The following is a 22,505-nucleotide window of genomic DNA, read 5'->3' on the forward strand; positions in this document are numbered from 1 at the left end:
TTTGCGCCTGACGCAAGTCCAGTTCACTGGCGACGCCGACTTCATATCGACGCCTTATTAAATCATAGGCGGCCTGCTGGGTCGCCAAGGTGGAGCGGGCCAGTTTGAGATTTTCCAGGTCAGCGGCAAGGGTCAGGTACACCCTGGCGACCTCGGACACCAGCGCGATCTGCGCGCCGCGGCGGGCCTCATCCGTGGCCAGGTATTCTTCCAATGCCTGGTCTTTCAGGCTGCGGATACGGCCGAAAAAATCGATCTCCCAGGCGGCGATACCCAGATCAACGCTGTATTGTTCGGTTGTCATCGTACCCCCGCCGGGGCTTACAAAATCGGAATAAAGGCGTTGTTTGGCTCCCTCTCCCACCGCATTGACCACCGGGAACAGCTCAGCTTGTTGAATGCCGTACAGGGCGCGCACCCTTTCCATGTTCAAGGCGGCAAGCCGCAGGTCCCGGTTGTTATTCAGAGCCGTCTCGATAATCTTTTGAAGCTTTGGGTCGGTGAAAAATTCCTGCCACCCCAGCTCCAAGGCGGTCGGAGCGCCGGACGCAGCTTTGATCTCCTGGTATGCCGCTCCGGTCGGCCATTCAGTCGAAACCGGCGCCTCCGGCCGGGTATATTTCGGGGCCATAGTGCAGCCGCCGAGGCAGACAAATACACCCAGGATCAATAACGTTTTTCTTGTCATATTAACGCACCTCCTGGGGGCCGGTGGATTGAAGCTCCCCGCCGCAAGCAGCGGGGAATGCGCTCGCTATGCATGTTCAATCGAGTGTTCAGGGGGTTGCTCCTTTTGTTTCCTTTTGAATATATTGGAGATAAGGACAAAGAACATTGGAATAAAAATGAGATCGATGAACGTGGCGGATAGCATTCCACCACAAACGGCGGTGCCGATGGCGTTCATCGCGCCGGCGCCTGCGCCTGTGGAGATGGCCAGCGGCAGGACCCCGAAAAAGAAGGCCAGGGAGGTCATGATGACGGGTCGGAATCGTGTTTTTACGGCCCCAAGGGTTGCGTCGATAAGGCCGTCGCCGCGGCCCATCCGTTCCTTTATGAACTGGATTATCAGGATGGCATTTTTTGTCGAAAGGCCAAGGGTGGTAAGGAATCCGATCTGGAAGTAGACATCGTTGGACAGTCCCCGAAATGAAGTTGCCAGTATAGCGCCCAATACACCCAGCGGCAGCATCAACAGATTGACAAAAGGGATGGTCCAGCTTTCATACAGGGCGGCCACACAAAGGAAGATTACGAAAATGGAAAAGGCGTACAGGATAGGCCCTTGAGCCGTTGCCATCCGCTCCTGGTAGGACAGCCCGGTCCAGTCAAAGCCGATCCCCTGGGGCAGCTTTGCTGCGATCTCTTCCATGGCGGCCATCCCCTCGCCCGTACTGCGACCCGGGGCCGGTTCGCCCCAGATGTTGATGGAAGAAAAGGCGTTGTAGCGCTCCAGCTTGGGAGAACCCTGAGCCCACCTGCAGGAGGCAAAGGAAGAAAAGGGCACCATCTTGCCCACGCTGTTCCGCACATAGAGTTTTTCCAGATCCTTCGGCAGCATGCGATAGGGGGCATCCGCCTGGGCATAGACCTTTTTGACCCGACCGGCCTGGATAAAGTCGTTGACATAGGCGCTGCCTAAGGCCGCCGCAATGGTGTTGTGAATGGAGCTGATGGAGATTCCCAGCGCGCCGGCCCTGTCCCAATCAACGTCGATGTGGTATTCGGGCACATCTTCCATGCCGTTGGGTCGAACTCTGACCAGTCGTGAATCCTGGGCCGCCATGCCGAGAAGCTGATTGCGGGCCGTCATCAGTTTTTCGTGGCCCAGGCCGCCGCGGTCCTGCAACTGAAAATCAAACCCGGTGGCCATCCCCAGTTCGATGACCGGCGGCGGCGGGAAGGCGAAGACCATGGCGCCTTTTATCTGTGAAAATGCCTCCATGGCCCTGTCGGCGATGGCCTTGACCTTCAGGTCCGGCCGCCGGCGCAGCTTCCAGTCCTTGAGTTTGACAAATCCCAGGGCCATATTCTGTCCCTGGCCGCCAAAACTGATTCCGGCCACGGCCATTATGGATTCCACCCCGTCTTTCTCATGCTCCATAAAATGGTACCTTACCCTGTTCATGACTTTTTCAGTCTGCTCAAGGGTGGAACCCGACGGCAGCATGGCCTGGACCATCAGAATTCCCTGGTCCTCATCCGGGATATAGGATGTGGGCATCCGATGAAAGAGGAAGCCCACCGCCGTGACAATCAAAAGATATATAACCACGTACCGCGCTGTTTTTGAAAAGGAGCGGCCGACGACTCCCACATAGAGGCCTCTGATCCGGACAAAAACCCGATCAAACCATTTAAAAAATGGGCGCAGGAAAGAAACCGCATTATCCGCCGGTTCATGCCCGGCCGGTATCGGTTTAAGGAACAACGCACAGAGGACCGGGGTCAGGATCAGGGCCACGACCACCGAAAGGAGCATGGAAGCGATGACGGTCACGGAAAACTGGCGGTAGAGAACCCCGGTGGAGCCCTGAAAGAAGGCCATGGGGCCGAAGACCGCCGAGAGCACCAGACCGATGCCGATCAGGGCGCTGGTGATCTCGCCCATGGACTTGGCCGTGGCCTCTCTGGGCGAAAGGCCCTCCTCGGCCATGATCCGCTCCACGTTTTCCACCACCACGATGGCGTCGTCCACCAATAGCCCGATGGCCAGCACCATGGCGAACATGGTCAGCATGTTGATGGAGAAACCGAAGGCCCCAAGAACCGCGAAGGTCCCCAACAGCACCACCGGCACGGCGATGGTGGGGATAAGGGTGGCCCGGATATTACCCATGAAAAGATACATGATCACAAAGACCAGCAGGATCGCTTCGAACAGGGTTTTGACCACCTCATCGATGGCCACCTTGGTAAATGGGGTGGTATCGTAAGGATAGATCACCTTCATGCCGGAGGGGAAGTAGCGGCTCATCTCCTCCAGTTTTTGTTTAACGGCTTTGGCCGTATCCAGGGCATTGGCGCCGGCAGCCTGACGAATGGCCATGGCTGCGGAGGGTTTGCCGTTATATTTGGCCACAATATCGGAGCGCTCGGTCCCCAGTTCCGTCCGGCCGATGTCCCTGATCCGTACCACCGAACCGTCCGGATTGGTACGGATGGGGATGGCGGCGAATTCTTCCGGGGTCTGGAGCAGATGCTGAACGATGATGGCGGTGTTCAGGCGCTGCCCCTCCACGGCCGGCGTCCCGCCTAACTGACCGGCGGAGACCTCGACGTTGTAGGCCTTGAGCGCCAGGATGACATCCTCCATGGTCAGGTGGTAGTTGGTCAGCTTGTCGGGGTTGACCCAGACCCGCATGGCATACTGCGAGCCGAAATTCTCGACTTCGCCCACCCCCGGCACCCGGGACAGGATCTTTTCCAGATTCGACTGGGCGTAGTCCCGCAGGTCGTCGCCGCTCATGCTGCCGTCTTCCGAAGTAAGCCCGACGATCATCAGGTAATTTCTGGTGGATTTGCTGACCTTGACGCCGGAGCGCTGCACCACATCGGGAAGGCTGGCCATGGCGAGCTGCAGCTTGTTCTGCACCTTGGACCAGGCGATATCCGGATCTGTCCCCGGGGCGAAGGTCATCTCGACGCGGGCCGCGCCTGATGAAGAACTGGTGCCGGAGAGGTAAAGCATATCGTCCAGACCGGTCATCTTCTGCTCAATGATCTGGGTCACGGTGTTTTCCACCGTCTCCGCCGAGGCCCCTGGGAAAAAGGCATCGATGGCGATGGCCGGCGGGGCGATGGGGGGATACTGAGCGATGGGCATGTTGTATATTGCCAGCCCGCCGGCCGCCATGATGATGATAGCGATGACCCAGGCGAAGACCGGACGATCCAGAAAGAATTTAGATAACATCACACGTCTCCATCACTTCGATTTTGCGGCCGGTTGGGCCGTACTCGCGGGGACTGCTTCTTTCCGACCTGCGTCAAAAGGAACCGCCTTCACAGCAGCGCCGGGCTGCGTTTTTTGCATACCCTCGACGATCACACGCTCGTTGGGTGCAAGCCCTGCTGAGACCAGCCATTGGTCGCCGATGGCTCGGTCGAGAGTGAGCATCCTCTGCCCAACCTTTCCCTCGCCGTCCACGATCAGCGCGAAGGGGTTTCCCTTTGGATCGCGTGACACGGCCTGCTGAGGAATCAGGATGGCCCGTTCATTGACGCCTTCTTTCACCACCGCCCGGACGAACATGCCCGGCAGGAGAACGCCTTTTGGATTGCGAAAGACAACCCGCAGGATGACGGACCCGGTAGTAGGGTCCACCGTGACGTCGCGAAACTGGAGCGCCCCTTCCCATGGATACGCCGTGCCGTCTTCCAGGATGAGCTTGACCTTGCTCTGGTTCGTTCCGTTTTGATTGAGGCGGCCGTCCTCCAGGCAGCGCCTCAATCGCTGCAGTTCGGTGGTGGATTGGGCCACATCCACGTAAATGGGGTCCAGTTGTTGAATGGTTGCCAGGGCCAGCGGCTGATGCGCCGTCACCAGCGCCCCATCCGTTACGTTGGATCTGCCGATGCGGCCGGAGATGGGGGCGATGACGCGGGTGTAGCCCAGATTGATACGGGCCATCTCTACGTTCGCCTTACAATACTGAATATCAGCCTCAGCCTGCTTCAGGGCAGCCGAGGCATCGTCGTAGTCCTGCTGGCTTACTGCTTTGTCGGCGAGCAAGTCCCGGTAGCGATCAACCCTCAAACGGATCGAGGGCATATTGGCCTCGGCTCTGTCGAGGGCGGCCCTGGCATTGTCGAGCGCCGCCTGAAAGGGGGCAGGATCGATCTGATAAAGCACCTGTCCGGCCTTGACATCGGAACCTTCCCGGAACAGGCGTTTCTGGATGAGGCCGCTGACCTGGGGCCGGATTTCCGCAATGAGATAGGCGGATGTGCGGCCCGGTAATTCAGCGGTCAGCACGACCTTTTGCGGCTGGATTGTCACCGTGGCTACTTCCGGGACAGGGGGCGGCGGAGATTGCTGCCGGCGGTCGCAGCCGCCCAGCAAAAGGCCGCCTAACAGCGCCGCCCAAAGCATACTCCATTTAAATGGTTCATAAACAGTTCCGTTGAGTTGCATCAGAGATCCTCCAAATATCGATGATGAGCGGATTGAGTTCTCAAGTCCCCATGAACATGCACAGCGAGCGGATACTATGTCTATACCTTGCATACGGAGATTCCCCGTCCGCCGTAGGCGGACTGCAGGGAGCTTCAATAATCACGGGTCAACCAACCCCATGAAGAGCATATGACCACTGACTACTGACCGCTGGTTGCTGTCTTTAACAGCGTCCCCGTGGTCCGCTTCAGTCGCAAGTCTGCCAACTGATAGTTAAGTCTTGCCTCTGCCAACTGCCTTTCTGAGGTGACCAGCAGGGTGTTGGCGTCCATCACATCTATACTATTGGCCAGGCCGAACTCAAACTGTTTGGAGGTGGCATTGTAGTTATCCCTGGCAAAGGCGAGCTGGTCTTCAAGGGATTTCAGGATTTCCCTTTGGGTTATCAGGTCCAGGTAGGCATTCTCCACTTCTATATTTATGGTCTTCTTTAAATCTTCATAGATGAGTTCAGATTGTCTTTGTCTGGACTCTGCCTCTTTCACCTCCGCCCTTCTAAGCCCGCCCTCAAAGAAAGGGAAGTTTAACCTGATCCCGCCATAAGTGGTTTCTTCCAGGGCAAAGGAAGAGGCCGGGCTGTCCTCTTCCCTCGAATAAACCCCCTCGACAGAAACGGTTGGCCAGTAGGCCCCCCGTACATATCGGACCTGCTCTTCTGCCAATTTCTTCTGGAGATCGAGAGACTTCGCCTCTGCTCGTTCGGTGATGGCCTCTTCTTTTAGTGAGACGAGAGAACGGTCTTTGAAGGTTTCGGCCTTGACACCGGACTCTTTAAGCTCGTAGTCTTCGCTTATCCCCGCTTGCCGGGCCAGCACCGCCTTTGCTAACTTGAGACTGTTTTCTGCCTTTACCCGTTCCGACTGCGCGCCGGATAACTCTGCTTCTGCCCGGAGGAGGGCGGTCTTGGTTACTTCGCCTACCTTGAGCCTTATGGAGGCGGCATCCCTGTGCGTGGTCAACCTCTCTACATTGGCCCTGGCGATCTCCGCGGCCTTTTGGGCCTTGAGGACATCGTAATAGGCCGAGGAGACTCCAAAAAGATATTCCTCTTTCGCTGCATAAAGGTCATGCCGGCTTTTTTCTATGTTTTCCTTTGATATTTTAAAGGCGGTGACTTCCCGGCCGCTTAAAGATAACGTCTGGTCGAGCCTTAACCCCCATGACGTAGAATCTTCGGGTTGGATGATGAAACCTGAGGCCGAGGTTTTGTCATCGCTATACCGCGTGTAATCCCCAAAGGCGGAAAGCCTGGGCAGCAGCACGGCAAGGGCCTTGTCTTTACCTCTTTCTGTGATATAGAGGTCTTCCTCTGATATCTTTATCCGTTCTGCGCGCTCCAGGGCAATGCGGTAGAGGTCGTCGAGTGAATACTCCCGGGCTGCGGCCGGGCTGTTAAATGTCAGAACCGCCGCCAGAAGGGTTAATACATGTCCCAGGAAGGCAAACTTTACTCTGATCATGCCGCTCTCCTTATCCCGTTTAGCATCAACCGGTAAAGAGACTCGCCGTATTTTTTTAAGTCTCTGATCTGACCGAAGAGATAATCCATAGTGGCCCCCCTCAGGCTGAAAAGTATAACTTTTGCCGTCTCTTCGCAGTTGATATCTTTAAATATTCCTTGCATGACCCCTTTTTTGAGTATGCCCGTGACCAGCCGTTGCTGTGAGTCAAAGAAGGTCTTTTTGAGGTTTTTTTTAAATTCCAGGTCGTACTCTTTGATGTGCATGGAGATCAGGCCGGTATTTTTGATAGCGTAATCCAGGTGGTATTCTATCAAGGCCTTTAGAGCGGCGAGAGGTTCTTTATCGCTGAGCATCTCAGTGTGCTTCCGGAAGGTTTCCATGTGGTCACGCGTGAGTTCGAGATAAAGTTCTTCCTTATTCTGAAAATAAATATAGATGCCCCCGATACTTATATCGGCCCGCCGGGCGACCTCCCGGATAGTGGTCCCTGAGTAACCCCTTTCGGCGAAGACCTCGCCGGCCGCCTCGAGGATAATTTTTTTCGATTCAGGTGCTTTACGTCTGTTCATGCTGCTTGCGGACTGCTTCCGCCCCGGTTTTTGACGTTACATAAGGTGTGATCGTTCAGCTATCAGGGTATTGGCAAATCATCTTCCCGAAATGGTGAACATACGTTCAGGTGAACGTATGTTCACCATATATCGAAACCCAAGGCTATTGTCAAGAGAGATGTAGGCTTTCCCGCAAGCTTATTGACACGATCTGCTTAAAATTGTAATAAGCATGACCACGTTTAGGGGACTGAATGAAGCGTATTTTGGTATGGCTCGTTATCTGTGTCTTTTTATTCGCTGATAATCTTCATGCCGGACCTTATACCAGTTCGGCGCACGGCGATAGCGCCTATGGTGTGAGCAGGAGGAGCATAGCCCAATACGCCGGGGGACATTGTGCGCATTGCCATGAGCAACACGCCAGTATAGACGGGGACGAGCCGGAACCGGTGGATGGTGAGCCGTCTAAATGGTGTCTATTTGCCAATAACTTTAATACGAGCGCCATTTCAAATCCGTACTGGCAGAGGGATAATCTCTGCTTCTTTTGCCATTATTCAGGGGCTGGTTCTTTGCAAAATCCGGCCTTTAATAATTACAGTTACAGCTATACCTTTGGCGGGGCGCTAAGCCTTACAAGTCCTGATAATATCTTCGACGCATTTTATAGCCCTTCTTATCATAATATGAAGGATATATATGACTTCATCACCGGTGCCCGCGGCAGCCATATAAATTTTGCCGACTTCCCTGTTGACAGTAACCCATGCTCCGGCTGCCATAATGTCCACATTGCCAGGAGAAATAAGGCGTACCCGGGGAATCCTTCATATACGGCCATCTCCCGCCCTTCGCATCATACCGGTCTCTGGGGTGATGATGATCCCTCTGAGCGCATGAGCTCTTATGGCGCAAATTACCAACCTCCAAAATATTACAATAAAACAGGGGGTGAGCTAGAGCCCGACGGGATCAGTAATGACCGGACGATACAGGCAGGAAAAACTCCTGATTACATAACGTTCTGTACCGATTGCCACAATGCCACTAATACAATCGAGAGCACTACTCTGGGGAGGGCCGTGAAAAAAATCGATTGGTCTCAAAGTGTTCACGGGATTCAAGATAGCTGGAAGCGGCTCGATACGGATGAGAGGAAATCACCTTATAGCGCCGTCAATCAGAACTATGTCCTGACTTGCACGGACTGCCATGAACCGCACGGTTCGCCTAATTACGGCTACCTTGTACGGAAGGGGGTTAATGGCGGCATTACCGATGTAAGCGCCAACACTAATACTGACTGGAACACCCTTTGCAGTAAGTGTCATACCCATTCACATTCAATGCATCCTTGCATTAACTGCCACTATCATGGCGCTGAACATATGCAGGGCAGACCGATATTTTGAACGCCGGTAGAAAGGATTTATCTCGAACAACTGTCTTCAGAAAGCTCGGCCATATGGACACATTTAGAGCACATGATATTTCCTGAGTCGTCATAACCAAAATGGTCTGTCTTAAAGACGAGTTCTCTGCAATGCTGACAGAGGCCGATAATGCTTTTCTTACAATAACCGCAGATTTTGTATCGCTCTTTTGACACCGGATGGACCCAGTCGCTCAGGTCCTCACGGTCGTGGCAGATAATACAAAAATCATTCATGTTATACTCCCGTGCGGCAATATTTATCCTGATAGTTAGACTAATTTTAGTGACACTACCACCTTTATTCCTTGCTTTCAAGGCTGTTTTTTCTATTCCATAGCTCGCTCCCATAGCCGGGATAGACCCTGCGATCTGCCAGCGGAGTCGGACTTTCTGCCTGTGGCCATTTATCAGGTTGGGGCCCTGCGCCTTCCCGGGTTACAGCAGAGGGAGCGGAATCTGCCATCACCGGATTCTTCCGAATATCTATACCCTCTACGTTATGGCTGAACTCAATGGGGATGCCGTTGGGGTCAAAGGCGTAGATCGAGTGGAAAAAGCCGTGGTCGATTACCTCCGTCACCCAGACATCGGCTGCAGCGAGTCTATCTTTTATTTCCCAGAGGTCTTCCCCGGTTTCTACGCCAAAGGAGACATGGTCAAAGACGACAGGACCTGTGACCGGTCGGCCGTGATCTTTTTCCTCAACAGGCTTGACTCCGGGCCACTCAAAAAATGCGATCAGATCGTTTCCTGAGATCTGGAAAAAGTAATGCCTGTAGCCGGGTCGCCCCAGCCCGGCCACCAATCTCATGCCCAGTAAATCTCTCCAGAAGCGGATGGTCTTATCCATGTCTCCGGTGACCATCGCCAGGTGATTAATCCCATTGAATTTTATCATCGTATGGCCTCCCTTACGTCCCATTTATTATCTGGCCTGTGATTTTAGAAAAAATATCATACAGCCGGGCAACTGATCAAGCTTATTCATTTTGACTATTTGCTAAACGGACCAGGCGCAGCGTGCAATTTTTCAACTGAAACGATTGTTGGAATATTTATAGCGTAGGGCGTTTCAGTTAAGGTATAATCATATCTAAACAAAAAGCCCTTTAAACTGTGTTGAACGTACAAACAAAGAGGCGAGAACTTATGGACAAGGCAAGGATATACCTGACCAGCTTATTTATGGTCTTTATATTGGTTGTGGCTTCATGTGCGCCTGTACAGGTGCAACCTCCGGTGAAACCGGCACGAATAGCTCTGGTACTTGGATCCGGATCGTCAAAGGGGTTTGCCCATATAGGAGTCCTTAAGATTTTAGAAAACAATCACATCCCGATTCATTTTATAGTCGGAACGAGCGCAGGCAGTTTTGTAGGGAGTTTTTACGCGTACGGCTACAATGCCTATCAACTGCAGAAGATAGCTTTTTCCGTCGAAAAAGGGGATATAATCGATCTGACTGTCCCAGACAATGGATTCATAAGGGGAGAAAGACTTGAGGGTTACATAAATAAGACGTTTAATAATACCCCTATAGAGAAACTGAGGATCCCTTTTTACGCGGTGGCAACAGACATACAGAGCGGACAGGAGGTTGTCTTTGGCAGGGGGAACACCGGCCAGGCAGTAAGGGCCAGCTGCTCAATACCGGGTATCTTCAGGCCGGTGTCAATCTCAGACAGGATGTATGTAGACGGAGGGGTCGTAAGTCCGGTCGCAGTTGATGCGGCAAGAAGGCTTGGCGCTGACATAGTGATTGCCGTGGATATATCCTCAGATGCCGGGGGGAAGCAGCCTGAAAGCACAATAGAAACCATACTGCAATCGATAGGCATTATGTACTCTAGACTTGCTTGCACGCAGCTTTTAAGAGCAGATGTAGTGATAGCGCCGAAGGTGGGGTACATAGCCTCGAGTGATTTCTCAAAAAGGCACGAGGCTATCCTTGAGGGTGAAAAGGCAGCGATCGAGGCATTGCCTAAAATTAAAGATCTAATCACCAGACTCAGACAAGAAGGAAGATTAGAATAGCTCCTATCGAATCATCAACAGGGAGAGCGACCGGAACCTTGACAGATTAGAGAAACGATTTATATATCTTGTAAATGCAAGATAAGTCCCAGGGAGTCAGACCGTGAACTCTAATTTTTGTCCTCCGATGCAAGGTAGCAGTTTCGACCAGTTTGAGGCTACAGCGCTTTATTGTCCTAAATGCAAAGAGGCTGTCCCCGTGCGGAAGCGGCTCCTCCTGGTTCTGCCTGAAGGGGATAAGTATGAATATCTGTGCGCTTATTGCGGCGCCTCGGTGGGAGATAAAATAGACAAGACAGCCGGGCGAAATATCCTTCTGACCTGATAGTCTTTTCCCTGAGACCGCGAATTATGTTAGGGAGCGGAGAAGTGACTAATAGAAAATTTGATCCCTCTCACATGACGGCGCTGGATAGTGAAAAAAGAAAAGAGATGCTTCCGGTGGAGAAGATTATAGAGGCGGTTGATCTGCCGGAGGGGGCAAATATTGCAGATATCGGCTGCGGCACCGGGTATCTGACTATACCACTGGCCCGGAAGTCGCCGCAGTGTCAGGTTTTTGCGGTGGATATTGAACCCGGAATGCTTTCCGTCCTTGCGGAACGGGCTAAGGGTCTGGACAACATCACCATTGTACACTCGACCGAAAATGATATCCCTGTTGCAGATAACATACTGGACATCTTCTTTCTCGTAGCCGTACTTCATGAGTTCCATAATCCGGAAGATTTTTTAAAAGAAATAAGGCGCATCTCAAGGCTTGAACACTATGTTGTCGTGGTTGACTGGAACGAAAAAAAGACAGATATGGGGCCGCCCATGCATATCCGGATCCCGAAAGATACGGCCATTAGCCTTTTCAGGGCGCACGGCTATGAACTCGCCAAAGAATTTGCTCCCAGCGAGTATTTTTACGGGCTGTTATTCCAACGTAAAAAGTAAAGAAATACCCTTGATCCCTTCACTCCACTTTATTTGCTGCTAACTACTATGATTTCGTTGACAGTCCGGCTTTTCTTGAATCTTAGGGAACCCTTTCTCTCTAAGCGAAACTTGCTGGAGCAGTGGGGCACTCACCGAGGGCGAGCAGAAAGGGGAAAGCCAGCCCTTTAGAGGCTGGAAGGGGCAAGTATTCCCCGCCTGCGAGCCCCGGAAGGGTCACTGCGCAAGCCGTGAAGCGAAGAGATAAAAGGTTCACCCAAGAAAACTCCAGACTTCATTTATCATTGACAAGAAAAGGACGAGACGGTTATCATGCATGTCACCTAACTTTATATCATAACCGGGAGATTTTTTTATTATGTCTATGACTCTCAGAGAAACGGCGGTCCAGGGGAAGATTACCCCGGCCATGAAAAGGTGCGCCCAGGATGAAGGCGTTGCTGCTGCGGAAATTTGCAAAGGCATCGCCTCCGGCTGTATGGCCATACCGGCCAACAAAAACCGCAAGTTGAAGCGATTTGTGGGCATTGGCCAGGGCCTTAAGACCAAAATCAATGCCAATATCGGCACTTCTAAAGACCACGTGGATATCGAATATGAATTGAAGAAACTAAAGGTGGCCCTTTCCGTGGGCGCCGATGCGGTGATGGATCTGAGCACCGGCGGGCCCATAGATGAGATCCGACGGGTGATACTGAAACACTGTCCGGTGCCGCTGGGCACTGTGCCCATCTATCAGGCAGCGGTGGAAACGGTGGAAAAGAGGAAGAAATCCATCGTGGACATGCGGGTGAAGGACATCCTGCAGACGATCGAGCGGCAGGCCGAGGAAGGCGTGGATTTTATGACCGTGCACTGCGGGATTACGCGGGAATCTGCGGCGCGGTTAAAAAAGGCCGGGCGCATCCTGGGCGTAGTGAGCCGGGGTGGGGCGTTTACCCTGGAATGGATGGAGTATAATCAGAAAGAGAATCCGCTTTATGAGCACTTTGATGAACTTCTGGCCATCGCCAGGGCCTATGATGTAACCCTTAGCTTAGGCGACGGACTGCGACCCGGATGTCTGTCCGACGCTACCGATCTCGGTCAGATACAGGAGCTGGTGGTTCTTGGAGAATTGACCCGAAGGGCCTGGGATGCCGGCGTCCAGGTTATCATCGAAGGCCCCGGACACATGCCCATGGATCAGATTGCGGCGAACGTGCTTCTTCAGAAAAAGCTATGTTTCGGCGCGCCGTTTTACGTCCTGGGGCCTCTGGTTACCGACATCGCCCCCGGTTATGACCATATCACCGGTGCCATTGGGGGCGCTATTGCGGCTGCGGCCGGAGCCGATTTTCTGTGTTATGTTACGCCTGCCGAGCATCTCAAGCTTCCCTCTCTGGAGGATGTTAAAGAAGGTGTGGTGGCCTCGCGGATTGCCGCTCATGCCGCCGATATTGTCAAGAAGGTCCCGGGGGCGCTGGAGGCGGACGAAAGCATGGCCCGGAGCCGTAGCGCCCTTGATTGGCAAGGGCAGATAAGCCTTTCTATTGATCCGGAGAAAGCTAAGGCCTACCGCGAGGAAGGCGGGGCCTATCACGGCCCGACCTGTACCATGTGCGGTGAGTACTGCGCCATTAAGGTCTATAAGCGGGCCATCAGGAAACAATCCTCAAAGAGAAAGAAATGAAACAAATTCTTACCGTAGCCGGATCCGATCCTGGCGGCGGCGCCGGCATCCAGGCCGACCTGAAGACGATTGCCGTCCTTGGCGGATATGGCTTGAGTGTTATCACCGCCCTGACCGCCCAGAATACACGAGGGGTACAGGCCGTCCATCCTGTGCCTCCGGACTTTGTGGCCGCGCAGATGAAGTCTATCCTCTCCGATATCGGCGCAGATGCCGTAAAGACCGGAATGCTGGCGAATGCCGGGATTATCTCGGCGGTTGCCGCCCGGCTCAAATCCTGCCGAATAAGAAAAATTGTCGTGGATCCGGTACTCCTGGCCGGAGGCGGTGAGGCGCTGATGGAACCTGCGGCGCTCCCTGCCCTCAAGGCAGAGCTACTTCCTCTGGCCTATGTGGTTACGCCTAACCTGGCTGAGGCCGAGGTCTTGAGCGGGCTAAAGGTGAAGAGAGTCGCTGACATGGAGAAGGCCGCTCGTGCCATAGCCGGATTGGGTCCGGTCAATGTCCTCATTAAGGGCGGGCACCTTGCAGACGATCCGGTCGATGTCCTTTTTGACGGTGAAGGCATTTATCATTTCCGGGCGGAAAGAGTCCCGGGCGAAAATAAACACGGCACCGGCTGCGCGTTTTCCGCGGCCTTGGCTACGTTTCTGGCCCAGGGTTATGAATTGGTCGATGCTGTAGCCAGGGCCAAGTCCTTTGTCACCCTGGCCATAAGGTCTTCTTTCCCGATCGGCAGGGGCGCCTGGCCGGCCAATCCTTATGCATACGTGGATAGAGAGATGTCCCGCTATCAGGTTATCACCGCCCTGGAGAAGGCGGTGGCAACGCTTAAAGGCGGCCAGCCTGTACGACATCTCATACCCGAAGTCCAGTCCAACCTCGGCTATGCCCTGCCTTTGGCTGAGGATGAAAGCGATGTTGCCGCTATACCGGGCCGGATTATCGGAATCGGGGATTCTGTGGATACGCTGGCCGCTCCAGGGTTCGGGGCTTCCCATCACATGGCCCGTATTATCCTGGCCGTCATGCGCCATGACCCTGCCTATCGTTCCGCCATGAATATTCGTTTCGGGGAAGATATCATAAAGAAATGCCGTCAATTGAAGTGGTGTGTGGCCTCTTTTGACCGGCAGAAAGAGCCCCCCGATGTTAAGTATAAGGAAGGGGCTTCTCTGAGATGGGGAATAGATATAGCCCTGGAGGATGCCAAGAAGATACCGGATATAATTTACGACTGCGGGGATGTGGGTAAAGAGCCTATGGTCCGCATCCTGGGCCGCGATCCGGAAGAAGTGGTCAGCAAGCTGCTGATGTTAGTCTGATTCATGCGTTTTGGCGGTCCCGGAGACAATTACCCCACGCCTTTCTATCTTAAACGGCAGCACCACTATGCCCGCCTTTTGTAAATAACGTTCTACCCTGGCTTTCGCTCCCTTTCGGGTAAGGGTAACCATACACCCGCCTCCGCCTGCCCCGCAGAGCTTGCCGGCCAAGGCCCCTTTTTTTTTGATGGCAGCCATAATGTTGTTTATCTGCGGATTGGTTACGCCCGGCGCCAGGTTTTTACGGTCTTGCCATTCTTCACGCAGGAGCTGCGCCAGGGCAGGGAAACTTCCCTGTTCCAATGCCTGTTTCATCTTCAGGGCGGTTTGCTTTATACGGCGCAGGTTGGCTACGGTCTGGCCCTGGTTGTCAATGTAGGCCTTCATCATATTCCAATTCGTGGCGCCGGAAAATCTCGGCGCGCCTACGAAACTGAGGACCGTGCGTTCTTCCAGTTCCTGGGTGAAACCTTTGGGGACATCTATGGACGAGCGCTTTACGCCGTCAATGCCGAACCAGATGGCGTTTATCCCGCCGTAAGAGGCCGGGTAGTAATCCTGTTTCCCGGTGGGGACTTTTATGGATTGGGCCTCGATGTTTGCTCCAATGTCGATCACTTCCTCTTTATCCGGCCTTTGGCCGGAGAGACGGATGAGGGCATGGCTTAAGGCCATAAGGAGGGTGGAGGAGGCCCCCAGCCCCGATCCTTTGGGTATGTTATTTTCTGTGGTAACAGTCAGCCCGGCATCGGGCCGGTAATATTTTACGGTGCGGGTTATGAGGTCTAATGGCCCTTCGGGTCTCAGTTTGTCCACATTCGGCACAGAGATTTCCATATCCAGGTCTTTAGAATATATGATGATTTTGTGATCATTACGCGTTTCCAGTACCACGCGGCTCCGGATGCCGATGGCCGTATTTACAGTGTAGGCGCCGCCTTCAAAGACATAGAGCGGGTATATGTCCAGGGTGCCGCCGGCCAGATCGACCCGCATAGGCGCAGTTGCAGTAATCTTCATGGCTGTTTTCTCCTATTCTGCCAGCTCGGAGACCGGGACAATTTCCACCTGTTTTTTTAAGGCCGTCAGATCCTCTTTTAAGACCTGATAGGTCACCGGATGCGGATGCCCGATGCCGATGGCTGATCCATGCGTGCGGGCCTCAGAGATGAGGCGGGCGATCTGTGCACGCACAGCATTCGGCTCCTGCTCGTTATCCAGAAATACATCCCGTTCCGCACTCCTGACGCCCATTGACCGGGCCACGGACAGGCCTTTGGTGAGTGGCGTGGTCCGGCTGTCCAGATAAAACAGGCCCTTTTTCTGTATTTCTCTAAGGACAATCTCCATTTTGCCTGCATCTGCTGTAAACCTTGAACCCATGTGGTTGTTGATTCCCTTTACATAAGGAACGACCTCCATATCAGCCTGTATCTGCGCAGCTATGGCGCCGCCATCCATGTTCAAAAAAAGCGCCCCCGGGCCGATCTTGGATTCCGGAGACGAAGCGGCCTCCATAGGGAGGTGGAGCAGGACGTCCTTTCCGCAGTTATGGGCAAGCGTAGCTGTCTCTTTGGTGTGCGGGCCGAAGGGCAAAAATGAAAAGGAAATAGGCGCATTCAGTTTTATAAAAGCAGCGTCTATACGGGGATTATATCCCAGGTCGTCTATGACGATGGCCACCTGTGGAAGCGCGGGCGTGGAAAGCGGCCTGGCACGGCCTGCTACTTTGATTTTTTCCGGCGGGGCAGGCTCTTCAAAAATGATACCCGGCTTTCCTATGTCTTTTCTATCAGGAGACTGTTCAGGCGCTTCAGTCTTAATTAAATATACAATTCCCGCTGCGACCGCCAGGATGAAGAGGATGCCCAGTAAACGGAAAAGGCCCCCGGACAAAGCCCGTTCTTTCCGGGCCTTACCCGAAGGCCGTTTTCTTCTGTTACCGGAACGTGAAGCCAAATCTGACCGGCGCCTTTAATTCACTTTTACCTTAGAGAATATCTCCCAGCTCTTGAGGATTTGTAATGCCCGGTTGAGCTGTATATCTTCTTCTAAAGTTGCCCCGGCAGCTTTGTCATCTTTTTTGTCCTTATCCGTATCCGGCTTTTCTACCTCTTCCCCGATATCCGGCTGTGTTTCAGGCCCTGCCTCTTCCCGGTCATTCTTTATATGGTGCTCTAAGTCCTTCTCACGCAGTATTTTTATTTTTTTCATTTCCTCGCCGTGTAGATTAAATTGGCTGGCCACTATTATATCCGGGGTAATGCCCTTGGCCTGAATGGAGCGGCCGCCTGGGGTGTAATAGCGGGCTGTGGTCAGGCGGAGGCCGGAGCCGTCATCCAACGGGATAACGGTCTGGACTGAGCCCTTGCCAAAGGTCTGTGCCCCTAATATAATAGCTTTTTTATGATCTTGAAGCGCTCCGGCTACAATTTCCGAGGCGCTGGCGCTGCCTTCATTGACGAGAACGATTATAGGATAAGGATGGGGTTTTTCTCCTTCATGGGCGGTAAACCGTACATTTTGACTTTTGATCCGGCCGTCGGTATAGACAACAATCCCTTCCTCTATAAATTCATCGGCCACCTTTACCGCCTGATCAAGGAGCCCGCCCGGATTGTTTCTTAAGTCCAGGATCAATCCCTTAAGAGGCTTATTTTGTTGCTCAAGGTCGTCCAGGGCGGACTTCAGGTCCTGGCTGGTTTTGTCCTGGAAATTAATAATTCGCACGTAACCGTAACCTTCTTCCATGGTCTTATGCTTGACGCTGTGGATGGGTATTACGTCACGAACAAGCGCAAAATCTTTAACCTCTGCCCATCCTTCCCTGAGAATAGATATGGTTACTTTTGTCCCCCTGGGTCCGCGCAGTTTTTTAACCGCCTCTGTCAAAGACATATTTTTAGTCGTTTTCCCATCGATTTTCAGGATGCGATCCCCGGCCTTTAACCCTGCCTTGTATGCAGGCGTCCCTTCAATAGGGGATACAACAGTCAGTACGCCATCTTTTAATGTTATCTCGATCCCAATTCCACTAAAAACCCCTTTGGTTTCTACCTGCAATTCCTTAAAGTCATCGGGGGTCATGAAGGAGGAGTGGGGATCGAGGGTTTCCAGCATGCCTTTGATGGATCCATAGATCAGGTCTTCTGTCTTGACCTCTTCTACATAATTTTTTTCGACGATATCCAGTACATCGGAAAACAATTTAAGCTTTTCGTAGGCTTCCCTGGTAGCGGCTGAGGCCATTAACCCATTGTATAAACAGGTAAAAAGCGCAACAATAAGGACGAAGCTTACCCCCAGCCAGATTTTTTTTCGCGATAGCTTGATTGACATAGTATCTCCTTCCTTAGGGTCCTGTATATTTATTTACCACAGAGCGCGCCAGAAAAATACGGCTTTAAACGGCAAAAAATGCTTTTCTTTGCGTTCTCTGCGGTGAGCTCTCCATCTAGTCAAAAGTAAGCCTTCTTGCATCTATCCACGACAATGGATTTTCCGGTTTTCCACCGTTTCTTATCTCGAAATATAAGCATTCTCCAAGTAAATATCCTACAGCGCCAACCAACCCGATGGTTTCGCCTTTTTTCACCAGGCCCCCGACCTCCTTAAAGAATTCAGAGGCATGCGCATAAAGGCTGTAGTATTTGTCCCCATGATCTAAGATTGTTATATTACCATATCCTCTTAAGTTGCCAACATAAATGACCCGTCCGGTGTAAATGGAATGTATTTCCGTGCCGGCAGGGGCCTGGATATCGATTCCATTGCGGACGATAGTAGCCCCGGACTTGCTGCGTCTTACCCGGCCGAATAATCCGATTACCTTGCCCTTTACCGGCGGGTCAAGCTTGCCCTTTTGGGCAGCAAAGCCCCGCCGTAGTTGTGTATCAGGTTTTTGCCGGACCCCTTCTTCCATTTTACGCTGTAGCGCCCGGATAGTGGCATTGAGTCTTTCTGCGGATTCTTGCAACTCTCTGATATCCTGGAGACACGCTTTTTTCTTCCGGCAGACCGCGGCCAATAGATCAGCCCTTTCCTGACGCAATTTTTCAAGATGGAGGGCTTCATTTTGTACTTTTTCTTTCATTTGTTGTAAGGCCTGGTTAGAAGTCAGTATTTCTTGCCTTATCTGAGACAGCTCATTAAGACTTGCCTGATATGTGAAGATGGCCTCTCCATCTTTGCGTAACATAAACCTGAGGGCTTCCTGACGGGCCAGGAGATCCGGGAAGGAGTGTGAACTAAACACCATATTCATAAGGCCTACCGGGCCGAATTTATAATAAGAAACTACCCTGTGTCTGGCCTGTTCTTTGAGATGGCGGGCCTCCTCTTCAGTTTCCTTAAGGCGCTGTTCCGCCTGCGCGAGATATCCCCTTTTCTGGTTAAGCTTCCAGGTCAAATCTTCCATGCGGGCATTTTGACGGTCTATAGAGTCTTCAAGTCTTCCCAGAGCAGACAGAATCTCCTGTTCCTTTTCTGTAAGACGGGAGGCCTCCTTTTTTCTCTCCTGTATCTGTGTATGGATATTATCGACGTTCCGGCGTTCCTGTTCATATTTAGTTTTCAGGTTATCCCCGGCTAAGGCTGGAGTTAGCGCACAGAAAACAAAGAGAGGTATGGTTATAAAGGTTATCGCTTTCATACCCGTAAGAACTGACGCAGGGAAAATGCGCTCACCGTTGCGCAGAGAATTATACTGCCCGCTATGATACCGGTTACAACGGGTATAGGTAAAAATATCGGGCTAAAGAATCGTATAAAACCGGGGAAGTTGACCTGTGTCTTTAAAAACTCGAAGAGTGCGAATAAAGCCAGCATAGCCAGCCCTGATCCCACCAGTCCCTGCAGCATACCTTCCAGGACAAAGGGCCCCCGGATGAAGAAGTTGGTAGCGCCGACCAGTCGCATGGTTTCCAGTTCATTACGCCGCAGATAGATGGTCAGCTTGATGGTGTTAGAGACGACAAATATGGTGGTGAGGAGTAATAAGCCCCCGATAGCAAGGGTTGTAAGCCGGGTAAAATCTGCTGCCTGACGCAATCTTTCCACCCATTCCTTCCCGTAATATACATCTGTTATTCCGGGCAGGGAGGTTAACTCAGAAACTAGCGGACGGATGCGTTCCAGATTATGCATGGTCCCCGTCACCTCAATTTCCAGGGTGGGGGGGAGAAAATCTTCGCCCAGGCCGGCCAGGATATCTTTCTCATCTTGAAATTGTTGAACAAGCCTTTGGTACCCTTCCTGACTGGTAATGTATCGTATCTTGGCCACGCCACGCAGTTTAAGGACTTTCGCCTTGAGATTTTCGATGTCCTCAGGAGGGAGAGCCGGATCGATATAGGTCACGATGCGTATCTCGCGGCTGTAGTTTTCCGCCAGGCGGTGGAGGTTGAAGTAAATCAGGGTTGACAGTCCGAAGATGAGGACGACAAAGGCTATAGTCAGGGCGGTCATTAAGTGGGATAACCAGTTACCCCGCATGTTGGAGAAGGTTCTGGGGATTATATACGGAATGATGCTCAAGTTACGATCCTGCCTTGATCCAGAATGATCACTCTTTTGGCCGTGGAACGAATCAATTCCTGGTTGTGCGTAGCAAAGATGACTGTAGTGCCGCGGGCGCTGATTTCATTAAAAAGTGACATGATATCCGCAGCGCGTCCGGCATCCAGGTTCCCGGTCGGTTCATCTGCTAAAAGCACTAAAGGGTCATTTACCACGGCCCGGGCAATGGCTACCCGTTGTTGTTCGCCCCCGGAGAGACGGCGTGGATATATGCGTTTTTTTATTTCTAATCCCAGGCTTTTCAAGACCTGATCGACCTTATGCTCTATGACCGATTTTTTTACGCCGCAGACCTCCATAGCCAGGGCCACATTTTCAAAAACGGTCAGATTTTCTATCAATTTAAAATCCTGGAAGACCATCCCCATCCGTCGTCTGAGATACGGGATTTTGTAATTGGCCAGGCGCTTGAGGTTTATCCCATCTACCCAGACCTCGCCTTTGGTGGAACGCTCGAGGCATAGCATGACCTTGAGCAGTGTCGTCTTTCCCGCCCCGCTCGGCCCGTTGACAAAGACAAATTCCCCCTTGCCTATACGGAGATTAATGTCTTCAAGGACGGTGAGGTCTTGCTCGTAAGACTTATAGACATGCTTTAATTCAATTAAGGGGGAGTCCATTTTGTTTTTTACAATTTATCGGCAAAAGTTGTCCTGATTATAATGATGACCGCATTATTGTGCAAGTATTTACTCCCCCCATGTGGGTTTTTTAACTTTTTCACTATCAATCAGAATAGTTGGAAAATAATAAAAGAGTTTGATATAATTCAGATGACAATTCATTATGGTTTAGTTCCCATCCGAAAACCCAAAAATTACGGATGGGGCAATCAGCACTCAGCTATCAGCATGAAGCCGGTTCACCGTTTACTGTTGACCGTTTACCGAAATAAAATGTCGGACAACGGTTAACGGATAACAAACATGCTGACGGCTGATCGCTGACCGCTTAAAGCCTGGAGACGGAAACAGCAGTTTCCGGATACAAACGCTTTAGTACACTCGCAAACAATCGGCATCTCCTATGTATGACGTGATCGGCTTTGGGGCCTTGAATCTGGACTATATCTATTCCGTAGATAGTCTGAGTATCCTTTCACACGAACTTCCTTTGCAGCCCGGACAGGAGATATTTTATAGTGAGCGCCTCTTTCCCAGGATCAAAGCCCTGATAGAAAAATACGGCAAATTGAAGAGGACCTCCGGCGGCGGTTCGGCCGCCAACACCATTTTTGCCCTGGCCCGGATGGGTTTTAAAACCGGATTTATCGGGAAGGTAGGTCAGGATGAGGCCGGAGACTTGCTGCTAAAGTCTCTTGGCAAAGTTGATGCCTGCCACATCCGGCGGCAGGGCAAAAGCGGGGCCTGTCTCATCGTTATAGATAAGCGTGAAGATCGATCTATAATAGTCTTTCCCAATACAAATAAGACGGTGGCTACAGGGAAGAAAGACATAATCGTCGCGAATAAGGCGAGATTTTTACATTTTTCCTCTTTTGTAGGGCAAAAATCGCTCTCATCCCAGATCAGATTAGCCGAAAATCTCCCTTCACAGGTGAGATTGAGTTTCGATCCGGGAGAGATTTATGCCGGCAAGGGGTTAAAAGAGATATTCCCCATCATCCATAAGAGTTTTGTCCTTTTTTTGACGGATCGAGAGATACAGAAACTGACCGGGAAGCGCTACAAAGCTGGCTGCAGGGAGCTTTTGACCATGGGGCCTTCTATTTTGGTCTGCAAGCGGGGAAGAGAAGGGTCGTATGTCCTCTCTCGCGAGGAGGAATTTAATGTGCCGGCGGAAGAGGTCCCGGTAGTGGACAACACCGGGGCGGGCGACGTATATAATGCCGGTTTTCTGGCCGGACTTCTTATGGGGCAGCCCTTGATTCCGTGTGGCCTTTTCGCTGCCGGAATGGCGGCCAAGAGCGTAACCGGCTATGGGCGGAGCAGGTATCCTACGCACAAAGACCTGGCAAATTTTTTTCAGATTTAACCACAGAGGGCACAGAGAAAGAGATAGCATTAAAAAAGATCTCCCAAAATCCTTGTAACATTTTAGCTGTTTGAAAACATTGGATCACTCCAGCTTTCAAGGGCCTGAAATGCTGCATGATTCTTAAATTTGGAACTCATGAACTCATGAAGAAGAATACTGTTCTATTCCTGATTTCTTGATTTCGAGATTCATTCATATAAAAGGAGAATATCTCGTGTCTTACCTGATAGGCTGGTTTTCTACCGGACGGGATAAGGCGGCCAGGGATTTGCTCAGCACGGCCTATGAGAATATGCGAAGCGGCTTTATCCCTGCCGCCATCGAGT

Annotated in this window: 20 protein-coding genes; 7 read left to right on the forward strand and 13 right to left on the reverse strand. The window is 52.0% G+C overall.

Annotated features, from left to right (window positions below; translation table 11 throughout):
* The 5 genes from PHT49_11870 to PHT49_11890 form a co-directional block, all read right to left on the reverse strand.
* Positions 1 to 688 (reverse strand): TolC family protein (locus tag PHT49_11870; protein MDD5452581.1); only part of this gene is annotated, 688 nt, incomplete at its 3' end.
* 66 nt (positions 689 to 754) lie between these two features.
* Positions 755 to 3,916 carry an efflux RND transporter permease subunit gene (locus tag PHT49_11875; GenBank protein MDD5452582.1) on the reverse strand — a complete coding sequence of 1,054 codons (3,162 nt, stop codon included), beginning with the start codon at positions 3,914 to 3,916 and terminating at the stop codon, positions 755 to 757.
* A 12-nt stretch (positions 3,917 to 3,928) separates the two neighbouring features.
* Entirely contained in the window at positions 3,929 to 5,137 is a 1,209-nt protein-coding gene (locus PHT49_11880; GenBank protein ID MDD5452583.1) for an efflux RND transporter periplasmic adaptor subunit, read from the reverse strand.
* 182 nt (positions 5,138 to 5,319) lie between these two features.
* Entirely contained in the window at positions 5,320 to 6,639 is a 1,320-nt protein-coding gene (locus tag PHT49_11885) for a TolC family protein (GenBank protein MDD5452584.1), read from the reverse strand.
* Positions 6,636 to 7,211 carry a TetR/AcrR family transcriptional regulator gene (locus PHT49_11890; GenBank protein ID MDD5452585.1) on the reverse strand — a complete coding sequence of 192 codons (576 nt, stop codon included), beginning with the start codon at positions 7,209 to 7,211 and terminating at the stop codon, positions 6,636 to 6,638. Before PHT49_11890 ends, PHT49_11885 begins: the two co-directional genes overlap by 4 nt.
* A 236-nt stretch (positions 7,212 to 7,447) precedes the next feature.
* Between PHT49_11890 and PHT49_11895 the strand changes: the two genes are divergently transcribed.
* Positions 7,448 to 8,608 (forward strand): cytochrome c3 family protein, encoded by a 1,161-nt coding sequence (locus tag PHT49_11895; GenBank protein ID MDD5452586.1) that lies wholly within the window; start codon positions 7,448 to 7,450, stop codon positions 8,606 to 8,608.
* 17 nt (positions 8,609 to 8,625) lie between these two features.
* Here PHT49_11895 and PHT49_11900 read toward each other — a convergent pair whose 3' ends face one another.
* Complete coding sequence (locus PHT49_11900; protein ID MDD5452587.1) at positions 8,626 to 8,865, reverse strand: hypothetical protein; 240 nt, start codon at positions 8,863 to 8,865, stop codon at positions 8,626 to 8,628.
* A 64-nt stretch (positions 8,866 to 8,929) separates the two neighbouring features.
* Positions 8,930 to 9,529, reverse strand: a complete 600-nt coding sequence (locus PHT49_11905) for a VOC family protein (protein MDD5452588.1) — start codon at positions 9,527 to 9,529, stop codon at positions 8,930 to 8,932.
* 251 nt (positions 9,530 to 9,780) lie between these two features.
* Here PHT49_11905 and PHT49_11910 point away from each other — a divergent pair, with 251 nt between their 5' ends.
* From PHT49_11910 to thiD, 5 genes are all read left to right on the forward strand, one after another.
* Entirely contained in the window at positions 9,781 to 10,665 is an 885-nt protein-coding gene (locus PHT49_11910) for a patatin-like phospholipase family protein (GenBank protein ID MDD5452589.1), read from the forward strand.
* A 127-nt stretch (positions 10,666 to 10,792) separates the two neighbouring features.
* Positions 10,793 to 10,990, forward strand: coding sequence for a hypothetical protein (locus PHT49_11915; protein ID MDD5452590.1), 198 nt, complete (start codon positions 10,793 to 10,795; stop codon positions 10,988 to 10,990).
* Between the two features lie 44 nt (positions 10,991 to 11,034).
* Positions 11,035 to 11,607, forward strand: coding sequence for a class I SAM-dependent methyltransferase (locus tag PHT49_11920; GenBank protein ID MDD5452591.1), 573 nt, complete (start codon positions 11,035 to 11,037; stop codon positions 11,605 to 11,607).
* A gap of 358 nt (positions 11,608 to 11,965) precedes the next feature.
* A complete protein-coding gene (thiC, locus tag PHT49_11925; GenBank protein MDD5452592.1) occupies positions 11,966 to 13,279 on the forward strand; it encodes a phosphomethylpyrimidine synthase ThiC in 1,314 nt (437 codons plus the stop codon).
* The gene (gene thiD, locus PHT49_11930) at positions 13,276 to 14,604 is read left to right on the forward strand and encodes a bifunctional hydroxymethylpyrimidine kinase/phosphomethylpyrimidine kinase (protein MDD5452593.1); all 1,329 of its coding nucleotides are present in this window, start codon (positions 13,276 to 13,278) and stop codon (positions 14,602 to 14,604) included. Before thiC ends, thiD begins: the two co-directional genes overlap by 4 nt.
* On the opposite strand, the gene PHT49_11935 is transcribed toward thiD, so the two are convergent.
* The 6 genes from PHT49_11935 to ftsE all read right to left on the reverse strand — a co-directional run bounded on the left by PHT49_11935 (position 14,596) and on the right by ftsE (position 20,801).
* A complete protein-coding gene (locus PHT49_11935) occupies positions 14,596 to 15,624 on the reverse strand; it encodes a hypothetical protein (protein MDD5452594.1) in 1,029 nt (342 codons plus the stop codon). The two genes, thiD and PHT49_11935, sit on opposite strands and share 9 nt — an antisense overlap.
* 12 nt (positions 15,625 to 15,636) lie before the next feature.
* The gene (locus tag PHT49_11940) at positions 15,637 to 16,563 is read right to left on the reverse strand and encodes a divergent polysaccharide deacetylase family protein (GenBank protein ID MDD5452595.1); all 927 of its coding nucleotides are present in this window, start codon (positions 16,561 to 16,563) and stop codon (positions 15,637 to 15,639) included.
* 15 nt (positions 16,564 to 16,578) lie between these two features.
* Complete coding sequence (locus PHT49_11945) at positions 16,579 to 17,943, reverse strand: S41 family peptidase (protein MDD5452596.1); 1,365 nt, start codon at positions 17,941 to 17,943, stop codon at positions 16,579 to 16,581.
* A gap of 115 nt (positions 17,944 to 18,058) precedes the next feature.
* Positions 18,059 to 19,255, reverse strand: coding sequence for a peptidoglycan DD-metalloendopeptidase family protein (locus PHT49_11950; protein MDD5452597.1), 1,197 nt, complete (start codon positions 19,253 to 19,255; stop codon positions 18,059 to 18,061).
* Positions 19,252 to 20,139 carry a permease-like cell division protein FtsX gene (locus PHT49_11955; protein MDD5452598.1) on the reverse strand — a complete coding sequence of 296 codons (888 nt, stop codon included), beginning with the start codon at positions 20,137 to 20,139 and terminating at the stop codon, positions 19,252 to 19,254. Before PHT49_11955 ends, PHT49_11950 begins: the two co-directional genes overlap by 4 nt.
* Positions 20,136 to 20,801, reverse strand: a complete 666-nt coding sequence (gene ftsE / locus PHT49_11960; protein MDD5452599.1) for a cell division ATP-binding protein FtsE — start codon at positions 20,799 to 20,801, stop codon at positions 20,136 to 20,138. The genes PHT49_11955 and ftsE overlap by 4 nt, the downstream gene beginning before the upstream one ends.
* A gap of 406 nt (positions 20,802 to 21,207) precedes the next feature.
* Here ftsE and PHT49_11965 point away from each other — a divergent pair, with 406 nt between their 5' ends.
* Positions 21,208 to 22,176, forward strand: coding sequence for a PfkB family carbohydrate kinase (locus PHT49_11965; GenBank protein ID MDD5452600.1), 969 nt, complete (start codon positions 21,208 to 21,210; stop codon positions 22,174 to 22,176).
* The last annotated feature ends 329 nt before the right edge of the window (positions 22,177 to 22,505 follow it).

Source organism: Desulfovibrionales bacterium (assembly GCA_028715605.1).
GTDB lineage: Bacteria > Desulfobacterota > QYQD01 > QYQD01 > QYQD01 > QYQD01.

What these genes read in the sequence shown, in the direction of transcription:
- PHT49_11945 (MDD5452596.1), bottom strand. Translation starts at nt 17,943, where the DNA reads ATGTCAATCAAGCTATCGCGAAAAAAAATCTGGCTGGGGGTAAGCTTC.
- thiC (MDD5452592.1), top strand. Translation starts at nt 11,966, where the DNA reads ATGTCTATGACTCTCAGAGAAACGGCGGTCCAGGGGAAGATTACCCCG.
- PHT49_11905 (MDD5452588.1), bottom strand. Translation starts at nt 9,529, where the DNA reads ATGATAAAATTCAATGGGATTAATCACCTGGCGATGGTCACCGGAGAC.
- PHT49_11885 (MDD5452584.1), bottom strand. Translation starts at nt 6,639, where the DNA reads ATGATCAGAGTAAAGTTTGCCTTCCTGGGACATGTATTAACCCTTCTG.
- PHT49_11935 (MDD5452594.1), bottom strand. Translation starts at nt 15,624, where the DNA reads ATGAAGATTACTGCAACTGCGCCTATGCGGGTCGATCTGGCCGGCGGC.
- thiD (MDD5452593.1), top strand. Translation starts at nt 13,276, where the DNA reads ATGAAACAAATTCTTACCGTAGCCGGATCCGATCCTGGCGGCGGCGCC.
- PHT49_11915 (MDD5452590.1), top strand. Translation starts at nt 10,793, where the DNA reads ATGCAAGGTAGCAGTTTCGACCAGTTTGAGGCTACAGCGCTTTATTGT.
- PHT49_11875 (MDD5452582.1), bottom strand. Translation starts at nt 3,916, where the DNA reads ATGTTATCTAAATTCTTTCTGGATCGTCCGGTCTTCGCCTGGGTCATC.
- PHT49_11890 (MDD5452585.1), bottom strand. Translation starts at nt 7,211, where the DNA reads ATGAACAGACGTAAAGCACCTGAATCGAAAAAAATTATCCTCGAGGCG.
- PHT49_11880 (MDD5452583.1), bottom strand. Translation starts at nt 5,137, where the DNA reads ATGCAACTCAACGGAACTGTTTATGAACCATTTAAATGGAGTATGCTT.
- ftsE (MDD5452599.1), bottom strand. Translation starts at nt 20,801, where the DNA reads ATGGACTCCCCCTTAATTGAATTAAAGCATGTCTATAAGTCTTACGAG.
- PHT49_11965 (MDD5452600.1), top strand. Translation starts at nt 21,208, where the DNA reads ATGTATGACGTGATCGGCTTTGGGGCCTTGAATCTGGACTATATCTAT.
- PHT49_11895 (MDD5452586.1), top strand. Translation starts at nt 7,448, where the DNA reads ATGAAGCGTATTTTGGTATGGCTCGTTATCTGTGTCTTTTTATTCGCT.
- PHT49_11900 (MDD5452587.1), bottom strand. Translation starts at nt 8,865, where the DNA reads ATGAATGATTTTTGTATTATCTGCCACGACCGTGAGGACCTGAGCGAC.
- PHT49_11950 (MDD5452597.1), bottom strand. Translation starts at nt 19,255, where the DNA reads ATGAAAGCGATAACCTTTATAACCATACCTCTCTTTGTTTTCTGTGCG.
- PHT49_11910 (MDD5452589.1), top strand. Translation starts at nt 9,781, where the DNA reads ATGGACAAGGCAAGGATATACCTGACCAGCTTATTTATGGTCTTTATA.